Here is a 24,267-nt window from a genome sequence, read left to right as displayed (position 1 = left end):
GTTTGCTCCTTTGTCTGGTGAGGCTTAAGCGTCTGCGAACTTTTGTGCCCAGTCGTCGTCCTTGAATCCGACGGAGACGGACCCGTCATGCTCTACAACCGGCCGCTTAATGATGGAAGGGTTGTCTAGCATGATCTGGTGGGCGGATTGGGCGCCAATGGTATCACGAACGTCGTCGGGAAGTTTTCGCCAGGTGGTGCCACGGCGGTTGAGCAGGGTTTCCCATCCGGCGGCCTGCTCCCATTGGGTCAGGCGTTCGCTGTCCAGCCCCTCTTTCTTGAAGTCGTGAAAGTCGTAGGCGATGTTTCGATCGTCCAGCCATTTCCGGGCCTTTTTGACGGTGTCGCAGTTCTTGATGCCGTACAGTTTCATGGGGTATTTGCCTTTACGAATTCAACAATACGGTGCGCCGCTTCAACACATTCCTCGAGTGGGGCAACCAGGGCCATGCGTACCCGGTTCTCGCCAGGATTGACCCCATCTACCGTGCGAGACAGGTATCGTCCGGGTAACACGTGAACGTTCTGCTGGGCTGACAAGTCCCTGGCGAAGGTTTCATCGTCCATGGGGGTTGTCGGCCATAGGTAGAATCCGGCATCCGGAAATTCCACGTCCATCACCTCTCGCAGGATGGGCACCACGGCTTCAAACTTGGCCCGGTAGGCTGCGCGGTTTTCCCGGACATGATCTTCGTCACGCCACGCGGCAATGCTGGCCAGCTGGTTCTGGATGGGCATGGCGCAACCGTGGTAGGTCCGGTATTTCAGGTAGTCCTCGATGACCTTCGCGTCACCCGCGACAAAGCCGGATCGCAGGCCCGGAAGGTTACTGCGCTTGGACAGGCTGTGAAACACAATGCAGCGGGCGAAACCCTGGCGGCCCATGGCTGCGCATGTTTGCAGCAACCCTTCTGGAGGCTGGGCTTCGTCGGGATAGAGTTCCGAGTAACACTCGTCAGAGGCGACGATAAAATCGTACCGGTCCGCGAGTTCGATGACCTTGATCAGCGTGTCGCGGGGGATCACTGCGCCACTGGGGTTGCCGGGAGAGCACAGGAACAGAACCTGACACTCGTGCCAGACCGATTCGGGCACTGCGTCAAAGTCTGGAATGAATCCATTGGAGCCGTCGCAGGGTAGGTAAACCGGTGTTGCGCCGGCCAGCAGCGCTGCGCCTTCATAGATCTGGTAAAAGGGATTGGGACTGACCACTGTTGCAGGGCGGCCGCTGTCCACCACGGCCTGCACCAGAGAGAAAATGGCCTCCCGGGTCCCGTTCACCGGTACCACATGCTGTGCCGGATCCAGTGAACCCTCGGGCAGCTGGAAGCGCGCCGTTGCCCATTCACTGATGGCCTGGCGAAGTTCATCCGTACCCTTGGTGGTGGGGTAGTTTGCCAACTTGTCGAGACTGTCGGCGACCACCTGTTTGACGAATTCCGGGGAGGGATGTTTGGGCTCGCCGATGCCCAGAGAGATCGGCGCGATATCGGCTGGCGGTTCAATGCCGGCTTTCAGCTTGGCAAGCTTCTCAAACGGGTAGGGATGGAGTTTCGTCAGATTGGGATTCATTGAGTATCGTCCAGAACTTTACAGAGGCCCTGTTGCAGGTCCCGGCACAGGGAGGCGTCACTGATCGGGGCGCCCTGTTCGTCGGTAATAAAAAATACGTCCTCGACCCGCTCGCCGAGGGTGGCGATCTTGGCGTTCGACAGGCGAACCCGATGATCCAGCAGTACTTGCCCGATACGGGCCAACAGGCCCGGCCGGTCCGGTGTGATGACTTCCATCACCGTACGCTGGTTGATGGTGTCGTTGGAGAAGGTCACCTCGGTCGGGAAGGCGAAATGTTTGAGCTGCCTTGGGGTCCGGCGGTGAATGATGTCCGGGTAGTCTTCCGGATCATCCAGCTCCTCAATCAGGCGCTTCCGGACCCGATCCTTCCGGGCCGGATCGGTGCCCAGGGGCTGTCCTTTCTCATCCAGCACCACATAGGAGCTGATGGCGTAGTCACCAACGCCGGAGCTGATGCGAGCATCAACGATGTTCAGGTTCAGTTGCTCCAGCACGGCCGTCGTGGCGGCGAAAAGGGCAACCCGGTCTTTCACGTAAATGATGATCTGGGAATAACCGTCGGTCGGGCCTCCGCGGGTGTCGCGAATCAGCACCATCGGATCGGGATTATCGCCGTGGCGAATGATAGCCGCGGTCTGCCAGGCAATGTCGACCGTGGAATCCTGAAGGAAGTAATCTTCGTCCACTGTGTCCCAGATGGTGTCGATCTGCTCGTCGGTCATGTTCTGAGCGATCAGGATTTCCCGCGCTTCGGACTGTGTGGCCTGAATCCATTCATCCCGGTTGACCGGCGTTTCTGTACCCCTGCGAAGAGCGCGCTTGGCTTCGATGTAAAGTTGGCGGAGAAGGGAGGCGCGCCAGGTGTTCCAGAGCTTGGGATTGGTAGCGCTGATGTCGCAGACGGTCAGCACGTAGAGATAATCCAGGTGCATCTGGCTGGGCACGGCCCGGGCAAAATTGTGGATGATGTCCGGGTCTGAGATGTCCTTGCGCTGGGCGGTCATGGACATCAGAAGATGGTTTTCTACCAGCCACGAAATCAGCGAGGTATCCCGTTCACTCAGGTGATGCTGCTTGCAGAAGGCTTCGGCGTCTATGGCGCCCAGCTCCGAGTGGTCGCCGCCACGCCCTTTGGCCACATCGTGGTAGAGCCCGGCGATCAGAAGATTCTCCAGTTTGGGCAGCTGGTGAATCAGGCGGCAGGCCAGGGGGAACTCGGTTTTCGCCTCGTGTCCCCGCAGGCGGGTCATGTTGCGAATGACTCTGAGAGTATGGGCATCCACCGTGTAGATGTGGAACAGATCGTGCTGCATCTGTCCGATGATCTGCCCGAATTCAGGCAAGTAGCGCCCAAGCACGTTGTACTTCTTCATGGCAGACAGCGTGTGCTCAAGCGCGTGAGGCGTTCGCAGCAGTTCCATGAACAGGGTGGTCACCCCCAGGTCCGATCGGAAGGCGTCGTCGATCAGGTGCCGGTGAGCCCGTAGGGAGCGAATGGTGGTGGCCCGGATGCCCTTGATGTCAGGGTGCTGTGCCATCAGGACGAAGATCTCCATGATGGCGTAGGGTGCGTAGGCAAAAACCTGGTTGTTGATGGCCTCAATGTACCGGTTGCGCATCTGGAAGCGCTTGTTCAGGGGCTGGATGTCATCTTCCTGACCAGAGGCAAGAATGGCCTCATCGTAGTACTGGAGGATGACGTCCGTAAGCTCCGCCAGGGCCAGAACTGTTCGGTAGTAGGACTGCATCATCAGCTCAACACCGAGACGTTTGCCTTCGTCCTTGTAGCCCATCATCTGCGCCAGCGCGCGCTGATGATCGAACATCAAACGGTTTTCGTTCCGGTCTGCCAGCAGTTGCAGGCCATATCTCAACTGCCAGAGAAATGTCTCTCCCTGCAGGAGAATCTGGTATTCCTCTTCAAGCAGGATGTTCGACTTAACCAGATCGGAAATATCCTGCAGGCCGAAGTGGCGTTTGGTGATCCAGCCGATGGTCTGGATATCCCGAAGCGCTCCGGGAGACCCCTTCACGTTGGGTTCGAGGTTGTACTCAGTGTCACCGTATTTCTCGTGGCGGGCCTGCTGTTCCTGCCGTTTGGCAATAAAATAGGCGCGGTCGGTGCTGACACTGTCGGAATAAACCTGCTCACTGAGTTCCTGGCGTAAATCGTCGGGGCCAGCGATGGTACGTGTTTCCAGCAGGTTGGTCAGGATCGTGATGTCTTCCCGGGCCGCCTCGATGCCTTCGGCCATGCTTCGGACGCTGTGCCCGATGTCGAGTTTCAGGTCCCAGAGCAGCGTAATGAAGGCGCTAAGATCCTCGTGCCAGCCGTCTTCGACACCGGACCGGGTTAGAATGAGCAGGTCGATGTCCGAATGGGGGTGGAGTTCACCGCGACCGTAGCCGCCCACGGCAATCAGCGCGATATCGGGGGAGTCTGCGAACGGGTAGCGTTCCCAGATCAGCTTTAAAACCCGGTCTACTGTGTCGGCCCGGGAATGCACCAGCGCACGGACATCGGCTCCCTGGCGGAAGGCTTCCGCATCCGCCTGGTAGCGCGTTTTAAGCAGTTCTTTGGCGGCAGGCGCCGGCGAGGCGTCCTCGCTGATGCGGGACTCCAGTCTGTTTAAGTCCACTTAGAACGGCTCTTCCGATCGCTTGGTCAGAACCTCGTACCCATCGGCAGTGACGAGAATGGTGTGCTCCCACTGTGCGGACAGCTTGTGATCTTTGGTGACCACCGTCCAGCCGTCTGGCAATAATTTTGTCTGAAACTTACCCTGATTGATCATCGGCTCGATCGTGAAGGTCATGCCTTCCTGCAGTTCCATGCCGGTGTCCGGTTTTCCGTAATGCATGACCTGCGGCTCTTCGTGGAAGACCTTGCCGATACCGTGGCCGCAGTAGTCCCGAACCACCGAGTAGCGATGTTTTTCAGCGTGCTGCTGGATCACATGGCCGATATCGCCCAGTTTGGTGCCGGGTTTGACCAGCTCGATGCCTTTATAGAGGCACTCCTGGGTGATCTTGATCAAGCGCTCGGTGCCGGGTTTGGGCTTTCCGACGACCCACATTTTGCTGGTGTCACCGTGGTATTCGTCTTTTATAACGGTCACATCCACATTAATGATGTCGCCGTCCTTGAGCACTTTTTTCTCGGTCGGTATTCCGTGGCAGATCACGTGATTCACTGACGTGCACACGGATTTCGGAAAACCCTTGTAGTTGAGGGGGGCCGGGATCGCCTTCTGCACGTTCACAATATGATCGTGGCAGATGCGGTTGATGTCCTCGGTGGTGATTCCAGGCTTGATGTGCTCATCAAGCAGTTCGAGGACTTCTGCGGCCAGGCGGCCGGCAACGCGCATTTTTTCGATTTCTTCCGGGGTCTTAATCGATACTTGCATCGGGCTTCCCATTAAATTGCATCAGCCCGGCATTTTAAGGGGCTGAGTGTTCAGGTACAAGGAAGGTGGGGTGCAAAAATAATGGCTTTTGCGAAGAGGATTGTGGTATAAACGCGGCCGCCGGAAACGAATCCGGCAAATTCGCACACGTGTCGACACGTTGTCCCAGGGTGCTCCCTTTCATCAACACACGAATGAAAGTGGGTTGGGGCAATCGGACTCGTGGAGGACTAACCCGAAGCTAAAAAGGTAACTACATGGCTCAGGTAAATATGCGTGACCTGCTGAAAGCAGGTGCTCACTTCGGTCACCAGACTCGCTACTGGAACCCCAAGATGTCGAAGTTTATCTTCGGCGCCCGCAACAAGATTCATATCATCAACCTGGAGCAGACTGTTCCTGCCATGAACGATGCGCTGAAGGTTATTCAGCAGCTGGCAGAGAACAAGAACAAGATCCTGTTCGTTGGCACCAAGCGTGCTGCGGCCAAGATCATCAAGGAAGAAGCAGAGCGCGCTGGCCAGCCGTTCGTTAACCATCGCTGGCTCGGTGGCATGCTGACCAACTACAAGACCATCCGTCAGTCTATCCGTCGCTACCGTGATCTGGACGCCCAGAGCAAAGACGGTACTTTCGACAAGCTGACCAAGAAAGAAGCTCTTGAGCGCACCCGTGAAATGGACAAGCTCGAGCGTTCAATCGGTGGTATCAAGGACATGGGCGGCCTGCCGGACGCACTGTTCGTTATCGACGTAGACCACGAGCGCATCGCGATCAAGGAAGCCAACAAGCTGGGTATTCCGGTTATCGGCGTTGTTGATACCAACAGCGATCCTGACGGCGTTGACTACGTGATCCCGGGTAACGACGACGCCATCCGCGCTATCCAGATCTACGTTAAGGCGGTTGCCGATACCTGCATCGAAGCAGCTCAGTCTGCAGGCGCAGGCGCTGACGAGTTTGTTGAAGTCAGCGAAGACGCAGAAGGCGCCGCTCCGGCTGCCGAATAAGCGTCAGAACCACGCTTTTGAAGTAAGGCGTGCCCGGTTTGAAGCGGGCACGCCTGTCCTACCGAATTCGAAATAATTGAGAGGATTGAACATGGCTGCAATTACCGCTGCAATGGTCAAAGAGCTGCGTGAGCGTACCGGTCTTGGCATGATGGAGTGCAAGAAGGCGCTCGTTGAAGCTGGTGGCGATGTTGATGCTGCAATCGAAGAGCTGCGTAAGTCTTCTGGTTTGAAGGCTGCCAAGAAAGCCGGCCGTACTGCGGCTGAGGGTGTGTCTCTGGTCAAGATTTCCGATGACAACACCGTTGCTTTCATGCTGGAAGTTAACTCCGAGACTGACTTCGTTGCCCGTGACGACAACTTCCTCGCGTTCGCCAACGACGTTCTGGCTGTTGCTTTCGAAAAAGGCGAAACCGACGTTGCCAAATTGATGGAAGGCGATCTGGAAGCCAAGCGCGAGGCGCTGGTTCAGAAGATCGGCGAGAACATCACCGTTCGTCGTATCGTCAAGGTTGAAGGCCCGGTTGTTGGTGGCTACGTTCACAGCACCAACAAGATTGCTTCCGTAGTAGCTATCTCTGCCGGTGACGCAGAAGTTGCCCGCGATGTGGCGATGCACGCTGCTGCCGTTAACCCGCGCGTAGGCAAGCCGGAAGAAATGCCGGAAGAAGAGCTGGAAAAAGAGAAGGAAATCATCAAGGCTCAGCCGGATATGGAAGGCAAGCCTGCTGAAATCGTTGAGAAGATGATGGGCGGCCGTATTAAGAAGTTCCTCAAGGAGAACAGCCTTGTTGAACAGCCGTTCGTTAAGAACCCGGATCAGACCGTAGGTGAGCTGATCAAGGCTGCCGGTGGTGAGCTGGTTGGCTTTGTTCGCCTGGAAGTAGGTGAAGGTATCGAGAAGGAAGAAGTGGACTTCGCTGCTGAGGTTGCTGCTGCAGCCGGCACTGGCAAAGCCTGATTTTTCTTTCGGTGCGCCGGTCTTTCGGACGGCGCGCCATCTCAGTCTGCCACGTCAGTCGGGGTTTCCCGGCTTTCGTGGCCGGTTTGTATCTGAGATACCCCTTTTTGAGGAGTATGTCAGATACAAGCCTGCGGAGCGAAAGTCGCCGCATCGCTGCCAACAGACGAAAAGGGGATCACCATGCCGACATCATCCAAAACCCAGCCCAGATACAAGCGCGTTCTCCTGAAGCTCAGTGGTGAAGCCCTGATGGGTGACCACGATTTCGGTATTGATCCCAAAGTCCTTGACAGAATGGCCCTTGAAATCGGCGCACTGATCGGTATCGGCGTTCAGGTCGGACTGGTCATCGGGGGTGGTAACCTGTTCCGGGGTGCAGCCCTGAGCGCAGCCGGTCTGGACCGGGTCACCGGCGACCACATGGGCATGCTGGCGACCGTTATGAACGCCCTGGCCATGCGCGACGCCCTCGAACGTTCCAATATCCGTACCCGGGTCATGTCGGCCATTCCCATGAGCGGCATCGTCGAGCACTACGACCGTCGCCGTGCCGTTCGCGACCTGAAAGACGGTGATGTGGTTATCTTCTGTGCCGGCACCGGCAACCCCTTCTTCACCACGGATTCCGCTGCCTGTCTCCGCGGCATCGAAATTGAAGCGGACGCCGTGCTCAAGGGCACCAAGGTGGACGGTGTGTACTCTGCCGATCCCAAGCTGGACAGTTCTGCCGAGAAATACGATTACCTGACCTACGACGAAGTGCTGGACAAAAAGCTGGGCGTCATGGACCTCACCGCGATCTGCCTCGCCCGCGACCACGGCATGCCGCTGCGGGTGTTCGACATGAACAGTCCGGGCGTGCTGACCCGGATCGTGACTGGTGAAAAAGAAGGTACACTGATTGAATGAATTATGCCGGGGCACGGATGCTAGGCTGCCCCGGAAACGATTGAATGTTCTCTGGAACGAATTGAGGGTGCTGAAGTGATTAACGACATCAAAGCCGACGCCGACAAACGAATGCAAAAGAGCCTCGAGGCTCTGCATACGGCCTTTAACAAGATTCGCACCGGTCGGGCACATCCAGCTATTCTCGACAGTGTGATGGTCAACTACTACGGGCAGGAAACACCGCTGAAGCAGGTTGCTGGTATCACGGTCGAAGATAACCGGACTCTGGCTGTGTCTCCCTGGGAAAAGAACCTGGTTCCGACCATCGAAAAGGCGATCATGAGTTCTGATCTGGGCCTCAACCCGGCAACCAGTGGCGACGTGATCCGGGTTCCTATGCCCATGCTGACGGAAGAAACCCGCCGGGAAATGGTCAAACAGGCCAAGAACGATGCCGAGCAGGGGCGGGTGGCCATCCGCAGTGCCCGTCGTGATGCCAACAGCATGATCAAGGAGCTGTTGAAGGAAAAGGAAATCACCGAGGACGACGAGCGTCGTGGCGAGGACGAAATCCAGAAGCTGACCGACCGCTACATTGCCGAGGTAGACAAGGCGCTCAAGGCGAAAGAAGAAGACTTGATGTCGGTATAACCGGCTCAGAGCAGGCAGTAAACCACAAAGGGGCGGGCGCGGATTGCCCGACCCGAGTAGAGGAATGCATGACGGAATCCGTATCCGCAGAAATTCCGGTGTCTGCAGACAGCAGACCCCGACACGTTGCCATCATCATGGATGGCAATAATCGATGGGCCAAAGAGCGCCGGCAGAAGGGTGTGTCGGGCCACAGGGCCGGCGTGGATGCGGTCAAAGCCGTGGTAGAGACCTGCGCCCGCGAGGGTGTTGAAGTTCTGACGTTGTTTGCTTTTTCCAGCGAGAACTGGCGTCGTCCAGAAGATGAGGTTTCAGCCCTCATGAAGCTGTTCCTCCTGGCTCTGGAGCGGGAGGTGCGAAAGCTACACCGCAATAATATCCGCTTGCGGATTATCGGGGACCGTTCTGCCTTCAACGCCGTCTTGCAGAAGAAGATGGCGGAAGCCGAAGAGCTGACCAAGGACAACACCCTGATGACTCTGGTCATCGCCGCGAACTATGGCGGGCACTGGGATATCACTCAGGCCGCCCGGCAGCTTGCCGCCAAGGTTCGGACCGGCAAGCTTGAGCCTGGGGACATTAATGACGACCTGATGCAGCAGCACCTGAGCATCGGTGATTTGCCCATGCCGGATCTGATGATTCGTACCGCCGGTGAGCAACGAATCAGTAATTTCATGCTGTGGCACCTGGCCTACGCCGAGTTGTATTTCGCACCGGTGTTCTGGCCTGACTTCAAAGAAGCCGAGATGCACAAGGCACTGGAGGCGTATGCCAAACGGCAACGCCGGTTTGGTCAGACCGATGACCAGATCAGCGCCCGGGCATCATCCCACTCCTAACGACTCCCAGAAGCGATCTCAGCCGTGCTCAGAACCAGAATAATCACCGCGCTCATCCTTGCTCCCATCGCCATCGGCGGGATCTTCTTTTTGCCACCCATGGGGTTTGCACTGTTCACGGGGCTGATCATCACGTTGGGTGCCTGGGAATGGGCCAACCTGTCTGGTATCGAGGGGCAGGGCGGACGGGTTGCATACGCAAGTGTCGTTGCATTGACTCTTTATTTTCTGCTCAACGTTCCGGCCCTGGCCGTATTCTGGCTGGCACTCGTTTGGTGGGTTGGCTGCTTTCTGCTGGTCAGGGCCTATCCCAGAGGATCTGATGCCTGGGGAACGTTGCCGGCGCGGGCCATAATGGGATTCCTGGTCCTGGTTCCAGCGTGGGTAGGACTGAATTATCTCCGGACCGGTACCTTGTCTTTCGGCGAGGTGACTAACAGTCTCTGGGCCATACTGTATATCTTCTGTGTGGTCTGGGTGGCAGACATTGGTGCGTACTTTGCCGGGCGGGCCTTTGGCAAGGCCAAACTGGCGCCAAGAGTCAGTCCGGGGAAATCCTGGGCCGGTGTCTGGGGTGGTCTAGTCGCTGTTGGACTCTTTGCTTTGCTGGTTAGCATGGCGGCTTCCGCGTCTGTGTCAGAGACTGTTCTGCTGATCGCCGCCAGCCTGTTTACCGGTTTTGTGTCCGTGCTCGGCGATCTCTTCGAAAGCATGCTCAAGCGCTTCCGCGGTATCAAAGACAGTAGTCAGCTGTTACCTGGGCATGGTGGTATTCTTGACCGCATTGACAGTCTGACCGCCGCTATTCCTGTGTTCGCGCTTATCATTACCCTCGCAGGCTGGCTCACTGGCGGACACTGGTAAGGCAGTATGTCGAAGCGTCATCTCACCATTCTCGGGGCGACCGGCTCTATTGGCTTGAGCACGCTGGACGTGGTCCGGCGTCACCCCGATCGCTTTTCTGTCTATGCACTGACCGCCGGTTCGCGAGCCTCTGAGCTTGCAGCGCTGTGTCGGGAGTTTCAGCCCCAGGTGGCCGTGATGGCCAGTTCAGCGGCGGCGGCCGAGCTCACCGATCTCCTAGCCGATATGCCCGGAATCCGTGTGCTGGGTGGCCCCGAGGCCCTGTGCGAAGTGGCGTCGGCGGCAGAGTCCGATACCGTGATGGCCGCCATCGTGGGTGCGGCCGGTTTATCGCCCACCCTTGCTGCGGTGAGAGCGGGCAAGCGAGTGCTGCTGGCCAACAAGGAAGCGTTGGTGATGTCGGGCAAGCTGTTCATGGATGCGGTGGCCGATTCGGGGGCCGAATTGCTACCTATTGATTCCGAGCACAACGCGATTTTCCAGTGTATGCCTGCGGACAAGGTCCGCGATCCGCTGGGCGCTGGCATCACCCGAATTCTCCTGACCGCCTCTGGCGGACCCTTCCGTCAGCACAGCGCAGAGGCGTTGCGTGACGTAACACCAGCCCAGGCCTGCGCCCATCCGAACTGGTCCATGGGCCAGAAGATTTCCGTGGATTCGGCCACGCTGATGAACAAGGGCCTGGAGTTGATCGAGGCCTGCTGGCTGTTCAACACTACGCCGGAGAAGGTTGAGGTCCATGTGCACCCGGAGAGCATCATTCACTCCATGGTGGAGTACGCGGATGGCTCTGTACTGGCGCAACTTGGCAGCCCGGATATGAGAACGCCAATTGCCAACGGGCTCGCGTGGCCTGATCGTATTGATGCGGGTGTGGCGCCGCTGGATTTGTTCTCCATTGGTCGGTTCCACTTCGAGCGGCCCGATCTGGAACGCTTTCCATGCCTGAGGCTGGCCGCTGAAGCCTTCGAAACGGGTGGCACTGCACCTGCGGTTTTGAATGCCGCAAACGAAGAGGCCGTCGCGGCATTTCTGGCTGGTAACCTGTGTTTCTCGGATATCCCCGTTATTATAGAGCGAACCCTGTCCGTAACGGCGGTGGTGCCTGCGGACAGCTTTGCCACCATATTTGCAAAGGACGCGGAAGCGCGCGTCCGTGCCCGGGAAGAGATTAGTCTTGTCGCGGTCTGAACCCGCCTGAACTCCGGGCTGCCAATGAACGAGCAATCGAGAACATTATGCAATTGATAGAGACCATTCTGGCATTGGCGCTGACTCTGGGGATCCTGGTGACCCTCCATGAGTATGGCCATTTCTGGGTGGCCCGACGCTGCGGGGTAAAAGTGCTTCGGTTTTCGGTTGGTTTCGGAAAGCCGATGTTTTCCTGGTACGACCGGCATGGTACTGAGTTTGCCATTGCAGCCATACCTCTGGGCGGTTACGTCAAGATGCTGGACGAGCGGGAGGCCCCTGTACCAGAAGAGCTCAGGGACCAGGCCTTTTCGTCCAAGCCGCCTTCACAACGCATAGCCATTGCCGCCGCCGGCCCCGTCGCTAACTTTCTGTTTGCCGTGTTTGCCTACTGGCTGCTGGGTCTTGTGGGTGTTACCCATGTCGCGCCCATTGTTGGCAGCGTCAGCGAGGACAGCGTCGCTGAACAGATGGGGCTGCGGGAAGGCATGGAAATCCAAGGCGTGGACGGCCATCGGGTAACCTCCTGGCGGGATGTGAATATGCGGTTGCTGGAGCGTGCCGGGGAACATGGCCCGGTTTCCATGGAGGTGTCTGATTCCGGTGCGACGGGTTCGATCACCGGCGAACTGGGGGGCTGGCGGTTAAGTACCAAATCGCCAGATCCGCTGGGCGAATTTGGTATTACACCCTGGCGACCGGACGTTCCGTCGATCCTGGGGCAGATTGTCGATTCGGGACGTGCCAAGCAGGCGGGGCTGCAACCGGGTGACGAGATTCTCGCCATCGACGGAGAGGCCATCGGTTCCTGGTTCGAGCTGGTCGAAGCGGTGAAGGCGGCTCCCGAGCAAGTCCTTGAATTTACCGTGTCACGCGATGGCGCCGAGCGCACGGTTCAGGTACGTCCGGAAGCCAAAACGCTGGAAAGTGGCGAGACGATTGGCTTCGTGGGTGCCGGCGTGCAACCCTTCTCCTGGCCGGAAGAGGCACTGCGGGACATAAGTTACGGTCCGCTGGCGGCTATCCCGAATGCCCTGGAGGAAACCTGGGCGGATACCCGCCTGACGTTGGTTGCCATCAAGAAGATGTTTACCGGGCTGCTTTCGCCCTCCAACCTCAGTGGGCCGATTACCATAGCCCGTGTGGCCGAAGCCAGTGTCAGTTCGGGGTTCGAGGATTTCATTCGTTTTCTGGCCTACCTGAGTATCAGCCTCGGGGTGCTTAACCTGTTGCCCGTTCCCGTTCTGGATGGCGGACACATTGTTTATTACACCATTGAAGCAATCCGCGGGAAGCCGCTCTCAGAGCAGGCTCAGCTCTTCGGTTTGCGAATTGGCATGACGCTGATTCTGACATTAATGATCTTTGCCCTTTACAACGACCTGATGCGGTTGTGAGAATTGCGGGCTCTTTACGCGCATTAACCAGGCGAAATAACTGAATGAGACGTTCTCTTCTGAATGTGGCCGTTGGCCTTGCTGTTGCCGCAACCGGCATAGGGTCAGCACTTGCGGATGAATTTACGGTTGCGGATATCGAAGTAGAAGGATTGCAGCGCGTTTCTGCCGGAACCGTGTTTTCCGCCTTGCCTGTGAATATTGGCGAGCGGATTGACGAGGGGGATCTGGCTGAAGCGATGAAGTCTCTGTTCAGGACTGGCCTGTTCACCGATATCCAGGCCAGCCGTGACGGTAATGTCCTGATCATGACGGTGCGCGAGCGCCCGTCCATCAACGCGATCGATATCGAGGGTAACAAGAATATCGAGACCGAGATGCTGATGGATGCCTTGACCGGCGCCGGACTGCAGGAAGGCCAGGTGTTCCGTCGGGCGACGCTGGAGCGCCTCGAGTTGGAGATTCTCCGGTCCTACATCGCTCAGGGTCGCTACAACGCGCGGGTTAAAGCCACGGCCGAGGAACTGCCCAGAAACCGGGTATCGATCCAGCTGGATATCAATGAAGGTTCGGTTGCTGCCATTCAGCATATCAATGTGGTCGGTAACCAGGATTTTTCCGACGAACAGTTACTGGACCTGTTTGAACTTGAGACCAGCACCTGGTGGACCTCCATCACAAATGCTGACAAGTACGCAAGGGAGCGTTTGAGCGGTGACCTTGAAACCCTTCGCTCCTTCTATCTGGATCGCGGTTACCTGGACTTCGGAGTGGATTCCAGTCAGGTATCCATTTCTCCCGACAAGCAGCAGGTCTTCATTTCCATAGCTCTAAATGAAGGGCCCCAGTACACCATTTCCGACATCAACCTGCGCGGTGATCTGATTGTGGGTGAGGAAGAGCTGCGCAAGCTGATCCCCCTTGAAGAAGGCGATGTGTTTTCCCGCGCCAGGATGACCGCCATCTCGGAGGCACTGTCGTTTCGCCTTGGGCGAGAGGGGTATGCGTTTGCCAGCGTCAACGCGATACCGGAGCCCGGCGAGGATAATACCGCTGCGGTGACCTTCTATGTGGAGCCCGGCAAGCGAGCTTATGTCCGCCGCATCAATTTCGATGGTAACGTCTCCACCCGTGATGATGTCCTCCGTCAGGAAATGACCCAGATGGAAGGCGGCATCGCGTCATCCGACCGCATCGAGTTCTCCAAAACCAGGCTCGAGCGTCTGGGGTTCTTTAAAACGGTCGATGTTGAAACCGTTCCGGTTCCTGGAACCGATGATCTCGTGGATGTGAATTACACGGTCGAAGAGCAGCCCACGGGCAGTCTCTCTGCATCCATTGGCTTTTCTCAGGACTCCGGCGCCATTCTTGGCGTAAACGTATCCGAGAACAACTTCTTCGGCAGCGGTAAGCGGGTTTCGTTTGGCGTCAACGTCAGTGATTCAGTCAAGAGCGCCAACGTCTCTTACCTGGACCCGTACTACACCGTCGACGGCGTGAGTCGCGGATTCAGTCTGTTTGCCCGAGAAACGGATTACGAGGAAGAGGATATTTCGTCGTACCTGCTGGATGAGTTCGGTGGACGGCTGACCTTTGGTTACCCCACGGACAGCGTTACCCGGCTGAACTTTGGTGTTGGCTATACCCGGTCCAATATCAAAGAGGGGCTGTTTACCTCTCAGGAAGTGCGCGACTTCATTGTCGAGGAGGGCGACTCCTTCGATAATTACTTCCTGTTTGGAAGCTGGCGTCGGAGCACTCTTAACCGTGGTATTTTGCCTACCGATGGTTACAGCCACTCGCTCAATCTGGATGTTGCTGTCCCCGGAAGTGACCTGACCTTCTACAAGGCCAGCCACAAGACGGACTTTTATTTCCCGATCACCAACACCGGCAGCTGGGTCGTGCGGGCCCGTACCGAGATTGGCTATGGCGATGGTTATGGCGACCGTACCCAGATGCCGTTTTACGAGCACTTCTATGCGGGTGGCTACGGGTCTGTCCGTGGTTACGAGGCAAACTCGCTGGGCGCCCGAGCCACCAATTCCGAGAACGACTTTTCCGACCCCGATCCGTTTGGCGGTAACCTGCTGACAGAGGGTAGTCTGGAGCTGATCTTCCCGGTGCCGTTTGCTGGAGACAGTCGCTCCATGCGTACGGCGTTCTTCATGGACGCCGGTCAGGTTTTCGACACAGATCGGGGCTTTGATCCCGAGCTGAATGAAGTCCGCCTGTCTGCGGGTGTTGGCTTCCAGTGGATCACCGCGGTTGGACCGCTGGCGTTCAGTCTGGCGAAGCCGCTGAACGAAAAGCCTGAAGATGAAACCCAGGTATTCCAGTTCTCTCTGGGGCAAACATTCTGATAAAAAATGCACCATTAATGGATGAACAATAGGAGAAACACGATGTCCCGATTGCTAGTGGTATTTGCGGCGGCCATGATGGCCCTTTCCCTGCCAGCTATGGCAGAAACCCGAATCGGCGTTGTCGACCTGCGTCAGGCGCTGTTCTCTTCAAACGAGGCGCAAAGCTTCAGTGAGCAGCTGCAGAAAGATTTTGCCGGTGATGAAGCCCAGGTCCGTCAGGTCCAGGATGAGGCTCGCAAGCTCAAGGAGCGCCTCGAAAAAGATGGGGCTATGATGAATGAGACCGAGCGTAACAAGCTGGCAGGTGAGTTCCAGGAAAAGGTTAAAGAATTCAATTTCATGAAGCAGCGCCTGGACAGCACCGTCGCCCAGCGCAAACAGGAGTTTCTGGAGCAGGCCCGCCCGGACGTTGATGCGGCGGTAAAGGAACTGGTTGAAGAGAACGACCTCGACCTGATGCTGCCGAGCGAAGCGGTGGTATACGTCAAGCCGGAAATGAATCTGACCCAGAAGCTGCTGGAAAAACTGAACCGTTAATTGTTGCGGGGCATTCCCTGATACGTTTGGAGTGCGTAATGCCAGACAGGCTCTACCGACTCGAAGACATCGCGGAGGCGCTGGGTGCAGAGCTCCGGGGTGATCCCGATACCCAGATTGGCGGCCTTGCAACCTTGCAGGCCGCTATGCCTGGCCAGATCAGTTTTCTGGCCAATCCGGCCTATGCCAAGTTCCTTGCTGATACTCAGGCCTCGGCCGTTATTGTGTCACCGTCCGTGGCAGAGCAGGTCGGCACCAGTGCCCTGATTCTCGATAATCCATATCTGGGCTACGCCCGTCTCAGTCATTGGTTCAGTCCCGAACCGGCGGCGACTGCAGGGGTGCATGCATCGGCAGTGGTCGACGATACCGCCCGTGTAGCGGGTACCGCGTCTATCGGCCCCAACGTGGTCATTGAAGCCGGGGCTGAGGTCGGCGAAAACGTGGTTATCGGTGCCGGCACAGTGGTTGGCGCGCGCGCACAGATCGGTGCCGGGAGCGTGATTCGGCCCCGGGTCACACTGGCCCACGATGTGATTGTGGGTGAACGCTGTCATATTCTCAGTGGGGCAGTGATTGGCTCCGATGGGTTCGGGTTCGCGAATGAAAAAGGTGTCTGGCACCGCATTGCGCAGATCGGCCGTGTGGTTCTGGGGAATGATGTGGAAGTAGGCGCTAACACCACGATCGATCGGGGTGCGCTGGATGACACGGTGATCGGTGATGGTGTGAAGCTGGATAACCTGATCCAGATAGCTCACAACGTCCAGATTGGAGATCACAGCGCGATGGCGGCGATGGTCGGCATTGCGGGTAGCACCACCATTGGAAAATACTGCATTTTCGGTGGCGCCTCGGGCATTGCCGGCCACCTGAACATCGCAGACCAGGTTCACCTGACAGGGATGACTCTGGTGACCGGTGATATCAAGCAAGCCGGTGTCTATTCCTCGGGTACCGGTACCGATACGAATAAACAGTGGCGCAAGAACGCCGTGCGATTCCGTCAGCTTGATGTGCTGGCCCGACGGGTGAAGGAACTTGAAAAGAAGCTAGAGGGCTGAGGCTGATCGCTATGATGAAGATGGACGAGATCCTAGAATACCTGCCCCATCGTTATCCATTCCTGTTGGTGGACCGGGTAACGGACGTGGAGAAGGGCAAGAGCATCAAGGGCTACAAGAATGTCTCGATGAATGAGCCGTTCTTCCAGGGGCATTTCCCTGGCAACCCGATCATGCCTGGAGTGCTGATCATTGAAGCGATGGCTCAGCTCTCTGGCATTCTTGGATTCATTACCGTGGATCGAAAACCAGCGGATGGTGTGGTTCAGTACCTGGCTGGTTCCAGCAAGGCACGCTTCAAGCGTCCGGTGTTGCCAGGAGACCAGTTGTGCATGGAGTCGGAGTTTGTCTCCGGCAAGCAGGGAATCTGGAAGTTTAATTGCCGGGCACTGGTGGAAGGTGAGGTTGTGTGCGTGGCTGAGATTATGACCGCTGAGAGAGAAGTTTGATGGCGACTACTGACTGGTCTGGTATTCACCCGCAAGCGATTGTTCACCCGTCGGCCAAGCTGGCTGACAACGTGACCATCGGCCCCTGGACCTACATCGGTCCGGATGTGGAAATTGGCGAGGGGACTGAAATTATGTCCCACGTCGTTGTGAAAGGGCCCACCGTCATAGGTCGAAATAACCGGATCTTCCAGTTCTCCAGTGTTGGTGAGGAGTGTCAGGACAAGAAATACGCTGGCGAGCCAACGACCCTGACCATCGGTGATAACAATGTCATCCGTGAAAACGTCACCATTCATCGTGGCACGATCCAGGATGAGGGGAAGACCTGCATCGGCAATGACAACCTGTTGATGGCCTATGTGCACGTTGCCCACGATTGCGTGGTGGGTAACAACACCATCCTAGCCAATTGTGCGACCCTGGCTGGTCACGTTAGCGTAGGCGACTACGCTATCCTGGGGGGCGGTACCATGGTTCACCAGTTCTGCAATATCGGCCAGCACTGCATGTCGGCCGGTGGCAGTATTGTCCTCAAAGACATCCCGGCCTACGTGATGGCCAGCGGTCAATCCGCACAGCCTCATGGTCTGAACGTTGAAGGGCTGAAGCGCAGAGGCTTCAGCAAGGATGTCCTGCTGACCCTGCGTCGGGCCTACAAAGTGATTTATCGTCAGGGATTAACCACCGAACAGGCAGTTGAAGAGCTCAGCAAGAGCTATGGCGACGTTGCCGAAGTCCGGCCGCTGATTGATTCCCTGCGTAACGCCCACCGTGGCATCATCCGCTAACCCGGCGGGAGCCCCTTGGTGTCAGAAAACGGCTTACGGACTGGCGTTGTCAGCACTCGTAAAATCACCTTTGGTATTGTTGCCGGCGAGGCATCGGGAGACATTCTCGGTGCCGGCCTGATCCGCTCCCTTCGTGCCCGTTATCCTGCGGCACGTTTTGTGGGGATTGGTGGGGAAGAAATGGTGGCCGAAGGTTTTCATTCTTTGGTCCCCATGGAACGGCTATCGGTGATGGGGTTGGTCGAGGTACTGGGTCGGATTCGCGAACTGTTTGATATCCGGGCGCGGTTATTCGAGTATTTTTTTGCCACGCCGCCCGATGTCGTCATTGGTATCGATTCGCCAGACTTTACGCTGACCGTCGAGCGCCGCTGTCGTGAAGCTGGGATTCCCACCGTCCATTATGTCAGCCCGTCGGTCTGGGCGTGGCGACAGAAGCGCATATTCAAGATCGCCAAGTCGGTTGACCTGATGCTGACGCTGTTCCCCTTTGAAGCCCGATTCTATGAGGAGCATCAGGTGCCGGTTGCTTTCGTGGGGCACCCGTTGGCGGATCGTATTCCGATGATTCCGGAAACAGGCAAGGCTCGTCGCGAGCTGGGACTGGATGAAAATGCGCCACTTCTAGCTGTGTTGCCGGGCAGTCGTGCCGGAGAAATCGAGAGATTAGGAACGCTGTTCCTCGAAGCGGCCCGATGGATTCAGGAGCGTCGGCCAGACGTCCAACTGGTGATTCCCTGCGTCAACCGGGAACGGGAGCTGCAGGTCCGGGCCCTGGTTGATGCGCTTGAAGTGAAACTGCCTGTCACCATTGTCCGCGGCCAATCCCGTGAGGTTATGGCAGCTTCGAATGTGGTTTTGCTGGCCTCTGGAACCGCTACCCTGGAGGCCATGCTGCTTAAGAAGCCCATGGTGGTGGGCTACCGTTTGAGTAACTTGAGCTATAAGTTGCTGTCTCGCCTCGTGAAGATTCCCCACGTCGCCTTGCCGAACCTTCTCGCGCGTAAAGAGTTGGTTCCTGAGCTGTTGCAGGACGATGCCACGCCCGAGCGTCTCGGTGCTGCTGTGCTGGAAAGACTGGAAAACGATAATGAGGTGCAACGGCTGATCAGCGCTTTCACAGAATTGCACCAGACGCTTCGGCAGGATGCCGACGAAAAGGCGGCAGAGGCCATTTCCGGACTGCTGGAGCGTCGATAGCGACTATGGCTAACAAGAATGTATTACCGCCATTCGAGTGCTCCTATCAGGGCCATCTGCTCGCTGGTGTTGATGAAGTGGGTCGTGGCCCTTTGATCGGTGCGGTAGTGACGGCAGCTGTTATCCTGGACCCGGAAAAGCCCATTGCCGGGCTGGCGGACTCAAAGAAGCTGACTGAAAAAAGACGCCTGGCGCTTTTCGATGAGATCATCGAACACGCTCTGGCCTGGTCCCTTGGCCGGTGCGAGGCTCACGAAATAGATCAGTACAACATATACCAGGCCACCATGATTGCCATGGAACGTGCGGTCGAAGGTCTGAGCGTGCAGCCGGAGTATGTCCTCGTGGACGGTAACCGGGTTCCGCGATGGCGCTGGCCCTCGGAGCCGGTGGTAAAGGGCGATAGCCGGGTAGAAGCCATCAGCGCGGCCTCAATATTGGCCAAGGTCGTTCGGGACCGGGAAATGGAAGCTCTGGACCTGGAATATCCGGGCTATGGCATTGCGAAGCACAAGGGCTACCCGACGCCTGTCCACATGGAAGCCCTGATGACGCTGGGGGCTACACCGGAGCATCGGAAGTCATTCCGGCCGGTGCAGGAAGCGATTGATCGGGTTGGTTATTGGACAGCTAAAAACGAGCGGGAAGGGCAGGACGATGAGTACCTGCATTTTTCTGTCGATTTGTTTGGAAATAGAGATTGACAGCACTGACACCAATCCTTAACATACGCGCTCGTTGATCGGGCACTGTCCGGATCCGAAAAGTTTTGATGCGGGGTGGAGCAGTCTGGTAGCTCGTCGGGCTCATAACCCGAAGGTCGTTGGTTCGAATCCAGCCCCCGCTACCACATATGAGAAAGGCAGATCGGTATTTCCTGATCTGCCTTTTTTATTTCAGGTCTGAGAAACGACCAAGGCATGCATTCCGTCCCGTCTAAGCACGAGTCCGAAAAATAACGCTGGAAACCCTAAGCTGAATCCTTTTGACCCTAACGAACTTTTCACACAGTTCGGAAAATAGAGAAAGAGCAACAAACAGAAACAGAACCCATAGGATTCGTTTGTATGCGTGATCTCCTGTCAGGTCATAAAAGTAACCTGAAAATGCCAGTATGATTGGCATATGTAAAATAAATACTAAGATCGTATTCCGGGAAAAGAATTCAATTACCTGGCTGGCAAAAAGCCTTCTCGCAACCTGAAAACAAACAAAGGTGTTGATCAGGTATACCGCTGAGATCAATAGCGACTGGGCCATTATGCTGATCCCCCCCTCCGGTCCTGAGAAAGAGCGGAATGGAAAGTCATTATCCATTGAAAGGCCGCCCCCGATCCAGGCCCAGGCAAGCAGGCCTGCTAACCACGGCAAGCCAACAGCCAGCGTACCCGCACCAAACTCCAGATCTTTTTTGTTGGCAAGCCACATCCCCAGCAAAAACACCGATAGCCAGTTTGGTAGCATCATATAGGCCATGAAATCTTTATTCAGGTAGACCAGTAAGGTCCTGAACGATATCTCAAAAATCAACGCACCAATAATTAGCGCCGGTGTGATTGTTTTTCCCCGCAGGACCATCGCCCACAGAAGTAGCACATGCAGATAGGTTCCGATGTACCAGGTTGTTGGGTTTGCCGGAAAATAATTAAGGAAAACGTTTGCCCCACCAATGAAGGGCAGATAATTGCTCTCGTTGATGTCACCTTTTGTAAACCAAAAAATGAAACTTAGGACGAGGGCGCAGGCGATTCCGTAAAAATAAATGGGAAAGAGGCGTTTGAAGAGTACCTGAAACCAGGGGCCTGTTTCCCGGGTCAATCCCCAACCCATAATGAAAATGAAGAAGGCGACACCCAACTGTTTGGTATAAATGGGCTGGGTTACTTCATTAAACATGGCATGAGGGCTGCCTATTACGTGACCGGTTACGATCAGCAGCATGCCGAGTGCCTTCATCCAGTCAATAAAGGCCTGCCTTTCCGTGGGTCCCATGATGGTGTCAGCTCACTTCAGAATTCAGTTTTTTGATAAATCGTGCGGGATTACCCGACATAACCACCTGTGGCTTGGTATCTGTGGTTACAACCGATCCCGCTCCGATCATGCAGCCCTCGCCGATGTTGGCTACGATGATCGCGCCTTCACCCACCCACACATTTCTTGAGATCGTTATTTGAGTCAACCGATCCGGAGAATAGTCGCTCCAGGTGCCGTCTTCCTCAAGAATGTGCAGGGCCCTGCCGCTCAGGATACTCACTCGGGAACCGATGAGGCTGTGCTCGCAAATTTCAGCTGCTCCGATGAGTGCATAACTGCCGATATAGACATGATCCCTGATGATTGCCGTGCGATGGGAAATAATGGTTCCAAAGCCGATGTGGCAATGGTCCGAGCATTCTTCCAGAGTCAGGGAGTAGAAGGCTCGCCGCAGAAAAGCCCCCGGCATACCCGGAAGAATCGCCACCATCTGTGAACAGATATTGTAAACGAGCTCGGTATGGGGCGAGATCAGCCACTGCTCGAGCCTGGTGGGCACAGCCAATGGCAAAACCAGAACCTTACTGACCAGATTGAGTATGGCTTTAAGGTGTTTCACCATATCAAACCTTCTCTCTTCTCATTCGTTTAAAACGCTGATTGAAGGTGGGCTCGTCGGTGATGATGATCTTCCCGGGCACCTTGTAGGGCGCCAGCTTGTCTTTGCAGTGCTGGAACACACGCTTCTTGAGTTCCCGGAGCGCTATCACTTCGGCAAGCTCGAACTTCGCACAAACCACTTTGCCGGTGATTGGGTGATCGATTCCGTAGACTACGACATCGTTCACTCCGGGAATATCGAGTAAGACGCTCTCCACCTCAGCCGGAAAGACTTTTAAACCTCCCACGTTGATGATTTCACTGGCGCGGCCCAGTATGCGGATCCATTCACCGTCCTGTTCCACAAGATCACCGGTATCGAGGTAGCCATCTCCATCAAAAGGGCTGGGTGCATTGAGGTAGCCCAGCATTCCGGATTCCGCCTTAATCCGGAGCGTTCCGTCGACAATTTTTGTTTTGAACTCGTCGCCACCGACTTTCATCCAGATTGAATTCGATGATCGGGATTTGGAACGAAGAATGCCGACCTCGGATAAGCCGTAGGTTTGCTGCAGCGTCGCCCCCGGAAGAACCTCTCCCAGTTTAACGAGCGTGCTCTCCTGCATGGGCTCCGTGCCGTAGGTGATAAGCTTTAGTGACGACAGGTCAAAGCGCTCGTAGGCTTTGGACAGCAACAAGAGATTGAGGAACGTCGGAGAGGTGGGCAAAACTTCTGCACGGAACTGCTCCACGGCCTGGCAGACCTTATCCGGTGTGCGGGCGTCCGAAACGATGGTCGTACCCTTGTTCGCCAGGGAATACAGCAGTGAGTTCACACCACCGATATGATCCAGTTGCAGGAAAATGAGCATCCGCATGGCTTTTCTAGGTTGCCTGAACTTGAGCATCAGCTTTTCCAGGTTCTGGACAATCGCTTTGCTTTTACCGGTGGAGCCCGAGGAGAAAAGCACCAGCCCAGGTTGTCTGGCCTCTCGAAGCTGGGCATAGATTGGATGGCCGGCTGTGCGTCCAGTGACCGTTAATTCAAGAGTTTCGTCATTCACCGCAACATCGTATTCAGTCTCACCGATGTCTCGAAACTCGGAAAACTGCTTTTGGGAATCTTGCGACAGCGGGATGACAATGCACCGCTTTTTCGCCAATGCCATAAACAAGGCGATGGCACCGGGGGAATAGTCGCCACTGAAGGACACGACAGAGCCTTCGGCTATACGGTGGTTGTCCAGCCATTCTTCATAAGTGCTTATCAAGCGTGTTAATCCGGCAAAGGTCACCGAAAACTCAGAAGACACCACTGCTTCGTGCTCCGGAGACGCTTGCAAGCACTCCATGAAAAAATCGATCATCATGATACGCCACCTAAATACAAAACCTGGCCTGTGATGAAATCACTGCCCGGTTGCAAGTAGAAATCAACTACATTAATGACATCATCAGGGGTCGCCATCTTTTTTATTGCCTGACGCTGCACAAGCTCCTGAATCTTGCTGGCGGGTACCCCTTTAATCAGTGAAGTATCAATGGGAGAGGGGCCAATAGCATTACAGGTGATGCCAAAGTTGCCATACTCCTTGGCAATTACTTTTGTGAGTGTTTCAACAGCGCTTTTGCTGGCGGCGTAAATGGATTCACCTTCCAACTGCAGGGGGACCGCGACGGTCGTAAAGTTGATGATTCGACCATGGTCAGATTTTCTGAGCATGCCCAGCGCCTTTTGACTGCACAGATAGGTGCCCTGGACATTAATATTGAAGACTTGCTGAAAGGTGGCGGGGGGCGTTAACGCGAAGGCATTCATGCTGGCAATGCCTGCATTATTGATCAGTGCATCCAGGGATCTGGTTGCGCGACGCAACTCGAAAAAGAAGGTCTTAATGGACTCATCAGAGCCAATATCCACCGAAAAGTGGTGATAGTTCTCATGGCTTAAATCGGACTGACCACGGGAGCAGCCATAAACCACATCGCCCTTTGCCAGCAGATGCTCAGTGATAGCGCGCCCTAATCCACGGCTGGCACCGGTGACCAGTATTCTGCGAGCCCCCATCAGGATGCGGGCTCGTTGATCGAATCCTGGATATAATTCGTTAAGGTGGTGACCGAGCGAAAGGGGCTTTTCGACTGGGACATGGCACGTTCATCGCTCAATGTCACTTCAATGCCCTCATCAAGGAGGGCTTCCTCGATGCTGATCAATAACCCCACCAGCTCCATAGAGTCCAGCACACCGTCATTACCAAATAACAGGGTACTTTCACAAATCACGATCTGACGATGATCTTCCCTTGCATGATTGGTGAGTTCCAGTGCGTCAAAAATAATCTGTTGGATATCTACACCTGGCATCGCTACCTCCAATGTTGCCACTGCCGCATTACACACCCTGTAAAAACGGTATCTTTAACTTCCTTACGGCCTGTTTTTGTTTTTGAAAGGTTTTAGAGTCTTGTTGTGGGCAACTCTTCCCG

The 24,267-nt window shown here is 55.9% G+C and carries 24 protein-coding genes and 1 tRNA gene; 16 read left to right on the top strand and 9 right to left on the bottom strand.

The annotated features are described in order from the left end of the window. Positions 1-24: 24 nt before the first annotated feature. The 4 genes from QVZ43_RS13265 to map are packed head-to-tail and all read right to left on the bottom strand — an operon-like array spanning position 25 to position 4,984. Entirely contained in the window at positions 25-372 is a 348-nt protein-coding gene (locus QVZ43_RS13265; RefSeq protein ID WP_302910311.1) for an ArsC family reductase, read from the bottom strand. Continuing rightward, positions 369-1,571, bottom strand: coding sequence for a succinyldiaminopimelate transaminase (gene dapC / locus QVZ43_RS13260; protein WP_302910310.1), 1,203 nt, complete (start codon positions 1,569-1,571; stop codon positions 369-371). Before dapC ends, QVZ43_RS13265 begins: the two co-directional genes overlap by 4 nt. Further along, positions 1,568-4,213, bottom strand: coding sequence for a [protein-PII] uridylyltransferase (locus QVZ43_RS13255; protein WP_302910309.1), 2,646 nt, complete (start codon positions 4,211-4,213; stop codon positions 1,568-1,570). The genes dapC and QVZ43_RS13255 overlap by 4 nt, the downstream gene beginning before the upstream one ends. Then, positions 4,214-4,984: a type I methionyl aminopeptidase gene (gene map / locus QVZ43_RS13250; RefSeq protein WP_223793098.1), complete on the bottom strand. Its 771-nt coding sequence runs from the start codon at positions 4,982-4,984 to the stop codon at positions 4,214-4,216. Positions 4,985-5,241: 257 nt separating this feature from the next. Between map and rpsB the strand changes: the two genes are divergently transcribed. From rpsB to QVZ43_RS13170, 16 genes are all read left to right on the top strand, one after another. After that, positions 5,242-5,994: a 30S ribosomal protein S2 gene (rpsB, locus tag QVZ43_RS13245; RefSeq protein ID WP_223793099.1), complete on the top strand. Its 753-nt coding sequence runs from the start codon at positions 5,242-5,244 to the stop codon at positions 5,992-5,994. A gap of 91 nt (positions 5,995-6,085) precedes the next feature. Then, positions 6,086-6,955 carry a translation elongation factor Ts gene (gene tsf, locus QVZ43_RS13240; RefSeq protein WP_302910308.1) on the top strand — a complete coding sequence of 290 codons (870 nt, stop codon included), beginning with the start codon at positions 6,086-6,088 and terminating at the stop codon, positions 6,953-6,955. A gap of 183 nt (positions 6,956-7,138) precedes the next feature. Further along, positions 7,139-7,867: a UMP kinase gene (pyrH, locus tag QVZ43_RS13235; RefSeq protein WP_223793101.1), complete on the top strand. Its 729-nt coding sequence runs from the start codon at positions 7,139-7,141 to the stop codon at positions 7,865-7,867. A gap of 75 nt (positions 7,868-7,942) precedes the next feature. Next, the gene (gene frr / locus QVZ43_RS13230) at positions 7,943-8,500 is read left to right on the top strand and encodes a ribosome recycling factor (protein ID WP_302910307.1); all 558 of its coding nucleotides are present in this window, start codon (positions 7,943-7,945) and stop codon (positions 8,498-8,500) included. 68 nt (positions 8,501-8,568) lie between these two features. After that, a complete protein-coding gene (gene uppS / locus QVZ43_RS13225) occupies positions 8,569-9,342 on the top strand; it encodes a polyprenyl diphosphate synthase (RefSeq protein ID WP_302910306.1) in 774 nt (257 codons plus the stop codon). A gap of 24 nt (positions 9,343-9,366) precedes the next feature. After that, entirely contained in the window at positions 9,367-10,206 is an 840-nt protein-coding gene (locus QVZ43_RS13220; protein ID WP_302910305.1) for a phosphatidate cytidylyltransferase, read from the top strand. 6 nt (positions 10,207-10,212) lie between these two features. Further along, positions 10,213-11,397, top strand: coding sequence for a 1-deoxy-D-xylulose-5-phosphate reductoisomerase (ispC, locus tag QVZ43_RS13215; RefSeq protein ID WP_302910304.1), 1,185 nt, complete (start codon positions 10,213-10,215; stop codon positions 11,395-11,397). A 47-nt stretch (positions 11,398-11,444) separates the two neighbouring features. After that, positions 11,445-12,794, top strand: a complete 1,350-nt coding sequence (gene rseP, locus QVZ43_RS13210; protein WP_302910303.1) for an RIP metalloprotease RseP — start codon at positions 11,445-11,447, stop codon at positions 12,792-12,794. 44 nt (positions 12,795-12,838) lie between these two features. Beyond that, positions 12,839-15,157 carry an outer membrane protein assembly factor BamA gene (gene bamA / locus QVZ43_RS13205; RefSeq protein ID WP_302910302.1) on the top strand — a complete coding sequence of 773 codons (2,319 nt, stop codon included), beginning with the start codon at positions 12,839-12,841 and terminating at the stop codon, positions 15,155-15,157. A gap of 42 nt (positions 15,158-15,199) precedes the next feature. Beyond that, positions 15,200-15,697, top strand: coding sequence for an OmpH/Skp family outer membrane protein (locus QVZ43_RS13200; protein ID WP_223793107.1), 498 nt, complete (start codon positions 15,200-15,202; stop codon positions 15,695-15,697). 38 nt (positions 15,698-15,735) lie between these two features. After that, positions 15,736-16,761: a UDP-3-O-(3-hydroxymyristoyl)glucosamine N-acyltransferase gene (gene lpxD / locus QVZ43_RS13195; protein WP_302910301.1), complete on the top strand. Its 1,026-nt coding sequence runs from the start codon at positions 15,736-15,738 to the stop codon at positions 16,759-16,761. Positions 16,762-16,772: 11 nt separating this feature from the next. Further along, positions 16,773-17,210, top strand: coding sequence for a 3-hydroxyacyl-ACP dehydratase FabZ (gene fabZ / locus QVZ43_RS13190; protein ID WP_223793109.1), 438 nt, complete (start codon positions 16,773-16,775; stop codon positions 17,208-17,210). Then, on the top strand, positions 17,210-18,001 hold the full coding sequence (gene lpxA, locus QVZ43_RS13185) for an acyl-ACP--UDP-N-acetylglucosamine O-acyltransferase (RefSeq protein WP_302910300.1): 792 nt from the start codon (positions 17,210-17,212) through the stop codon (positions 17,999-18,001). The genes fabZ and lpxA overlap by 1 nt, the downstream gene beginning before the upstream one ends. A gap of 18 nt (positions 18,002-18,019) precedes the next feature. Further along, entirely contained in the window at positions 18,020-19,201 is a 1,182-nt protein-coding gene (gene lpxB / locus QVZ43_RS13180; protein WP_302910299.1) for a lipid-A-disaccharide synthase, read from the top strand. A gap of 5 nt (positions 19,202-19,206) precedes the next feature. Next, a complete protein-coding gene (gene rnhB / locus QVZ43_RS13175; protein ID WP_302910298.1) occupies positions 19,207-19,905 on the top strand; it encodes a ribonuclease HII in 699 nt (232 codons plus the stop codon). 69 nt (positions 19,906-19,974) lie between these two features. Further along, positions 19,975-20,051 (top strand) — tRNA-Met (locus QVZ43_RS13170). An 86-nt stretch (positions 20,052-20,137) separates the two neighbouring features. Here QVZ43_RS13170 and QVZ43_RS13165 read toward each other — a convergent pair. The 5 genes from QVZ43_RS13165 to QVZ43_RS13145 are packed head-to-tail and all read right to left on the bottom strand — an operon-like array spanning position 20,138 to position 24,145. Further along, entirely contained in the window at positions 20,138-21,193 is a 1,056-nt protein-coding gene (locus QVZ43_RS13165; RefSeq protein WP_302910297.1) for an acyltransferase family protein, read from the bottom strand. Positions 21,194-21,200: 7 nt separating this feature from the next. Next, positions 21,201-21,800, bottom strand: coding sequence for an acyltransferase (locus QVZ43_RS13160; protein WP_302910296.1), 600 nt, complete (start codon positions 21,798-21,800; stop codon positions 21,201-21,203). 1 nt (position 21,801) lies between these two features. Next, positions 21,802-23,148, bottom strand: coding sequence for an ANL family adenylate-forming protein (locus QVZ43_RS13155; protein WP_302910295.1), 1,347 nt, complete (start codon positions 23,146-23,148; stop codon positions 21,802-21,804). Continuing rightward, positions 23,145-23,846: an SDR family NAD(P)-dependent oxidoreductase gene (locus tag QVZ43_RS13150; protein WP_302910294.1), complete on the bottom strand. Its 702-nt coding sequence runs from the start codon at positions 23,844-23,846 to the stop codon at positions 23,145-23,147. Before QVZ43_RS13150 ends, QVZ43_RS13155 begins: the two co-directional genes overlap by 4 nt. Further along, on the bottom strand, positions 23,846-24,145 hold the full coding sequence (locus QVZ43_RS13145) for a hypothetical protein (RefSeq protein WP_302910293.1): 300 nt from the start codon (positions 24,143-24,145) through the stop codon (positions 23,846-23,848). Before QVZ43_RS13145 ends, QVZ43_RS13150 begins: the two co-directional genes overlap by 1 nt. Positions 24,146-24,267: the final 122 nt, after the last annotated feature.

The sequence above is a fragment of the Marinobacter suaedae genome (assembly GCF_030519635.1).
Lineage (GTDB): Bacteria > Pseudomonadota > Gammaproteobacteria > Pseudomonadales > Oleiphilaceae > Marinobacter > Marinobacter suaedae.
The sequence above is the reverse complement of the archived record's forward strand: the minus strand, read 5'-3'. Positions and strand labels throughout refer to the sequence as shown.

Excerpts from the sequence above, each read along its gene's own strand:
- QVZ43_RS13265 (WP_302910311.1), bottom strand. The coding sequence starts at position 372 with ATGAAACTGTACGGCATCAAGAACTGCGACACCGTCAAAAAGGCCCGG.
- dapC (WP_302910310.1), bottom strand. The coding sequence starts at position 1,571 with ATGAATCCCAATCTGACGAAACTCCATCCCTACCCGTTTGAGAAGCTT.
- map (WP_223793098.1), bottom strand. The coding sequence starts at position 4,984 with ATGCAAGTATCGATTAAGACCCCGGAAGAAATCGAAAAAATGCGCGTT.
- rpsB (WP_223793099.1), top strand. The coding sequence starts at position 5,242 with ATGGCTCAGGTAAATATGCGTGACCTGCTGAAAGCAGGTGCTCACTTC.
- tsf (WP_302910308.1), top strand. The coding sequence starts at position 6,086 with ATGGCTGCAATTACCGCTGCAATGGTCAAAGAGCTGCGTGAGCGTACC.
- pyrH (WP_223793101.1), top strand. The coding sequence starts at position 7,139 with ATGCCGACATCATCCAAAACCCAGCCCAGATACAAGCGCGTTCTCCTG.
- uppS (WP_302910306.1), top strand. The coding sequence starts at position 8,569 with ATGACGGAATCCGTATCCGCAGAAATTCCGGTGTCTGCAGACAGCAGA.
- ispC (WP_302910304.1), top strand. The coding sequence starts at position 10,213 with ATGTCGAAGCGTCATCTCACCATTCTCGGGGCGACCGGCTCTATTGGC.
- rseP (WP_302910303.1), top strand. The coding sequence starts at position 11,445 with ATGCAATTGATAGAGACCATTCTGGCATTGGCGCTGACTCTGGGGATC.
- bamA (WP_302910302.1), top strand. The coding sequence starts at position 12,839 with ATGAGACGTTCTCTTCTGAATGTGGCCGTTGGCCTTGCTGTTGCCGCA.
- QVZ43_RS13200 (WP_223793107.1), top strand. The coding sequence starts at position 15,200 with ATGTCCCGATTGCTAGTGGTATTTGCGGCGGCCATGATGGCCCTTTCC.
- lpxD (WP_302910301.1), top strand. The coding sequence starts at position 15,736 with ATGCCAGACAGGCTCTACCGACTCGAAGACATCGCGGAGGCGCTGGGT.
- fabZ (WP_223793109.1), top strand. The coding sequence starts at position 16,773 with ATGATGAAGATGGACGAGATCCTAGAATACCTGCCCCATCGTTATCCA.
- lpxA (WP_302910300.1), top strand. The coding sequence starts at position 17,210 with ATGGCGACTACTGACTGGTCTGGTATTCACCCGCAAGCGATTGTTCAC.
- rnhB (WP_302910298.1), top strand. The coding sequence starts at position 19,207 with ATGGCTAACAAGAATGTATTACCGCCATTCGAGTGCTCCTATCAGGGC.
- QVZ43_RS13165 (WP_302910297.1), bottom strand. The coding sequence starts at position 21,193 with ATGGGACCCACGGAAAGGCAGGCCTTTATTGACTGGATGAAGGCACTC.
- QVZ43_RS13160 (WP_302910296.1), bottom strand. The coding sequence starts at position 21,800 with ATGGTGAAACACCTTAAAGCCATACTCAATCTGGTCAGTAAGGTTCTG.
- QVZ43_RS13155 (WP_302910295.1), bottom strand. The coding sequence starts at position 23,148 with ATGATGATCGATTTTTTCATGGAGTGCTTGCAAGCGTCTCCGGAGCAC.
- QVZ43_RS13150 (WP_302910294.1), bottom strand. The coding sequence starts at position 23,846 with ATGGGGGCTCGCAGAATACTGGTCACCGGTGCCAGCCGTGGATTAGGG.
- QVZ43_RS13145 (WP_302910293.1), bottom strand. The coding sequence starts at position 24,145 with ATGCCAGGTGTAGATATCCAACAGATTATTTTTGACGCACTGGAACTC.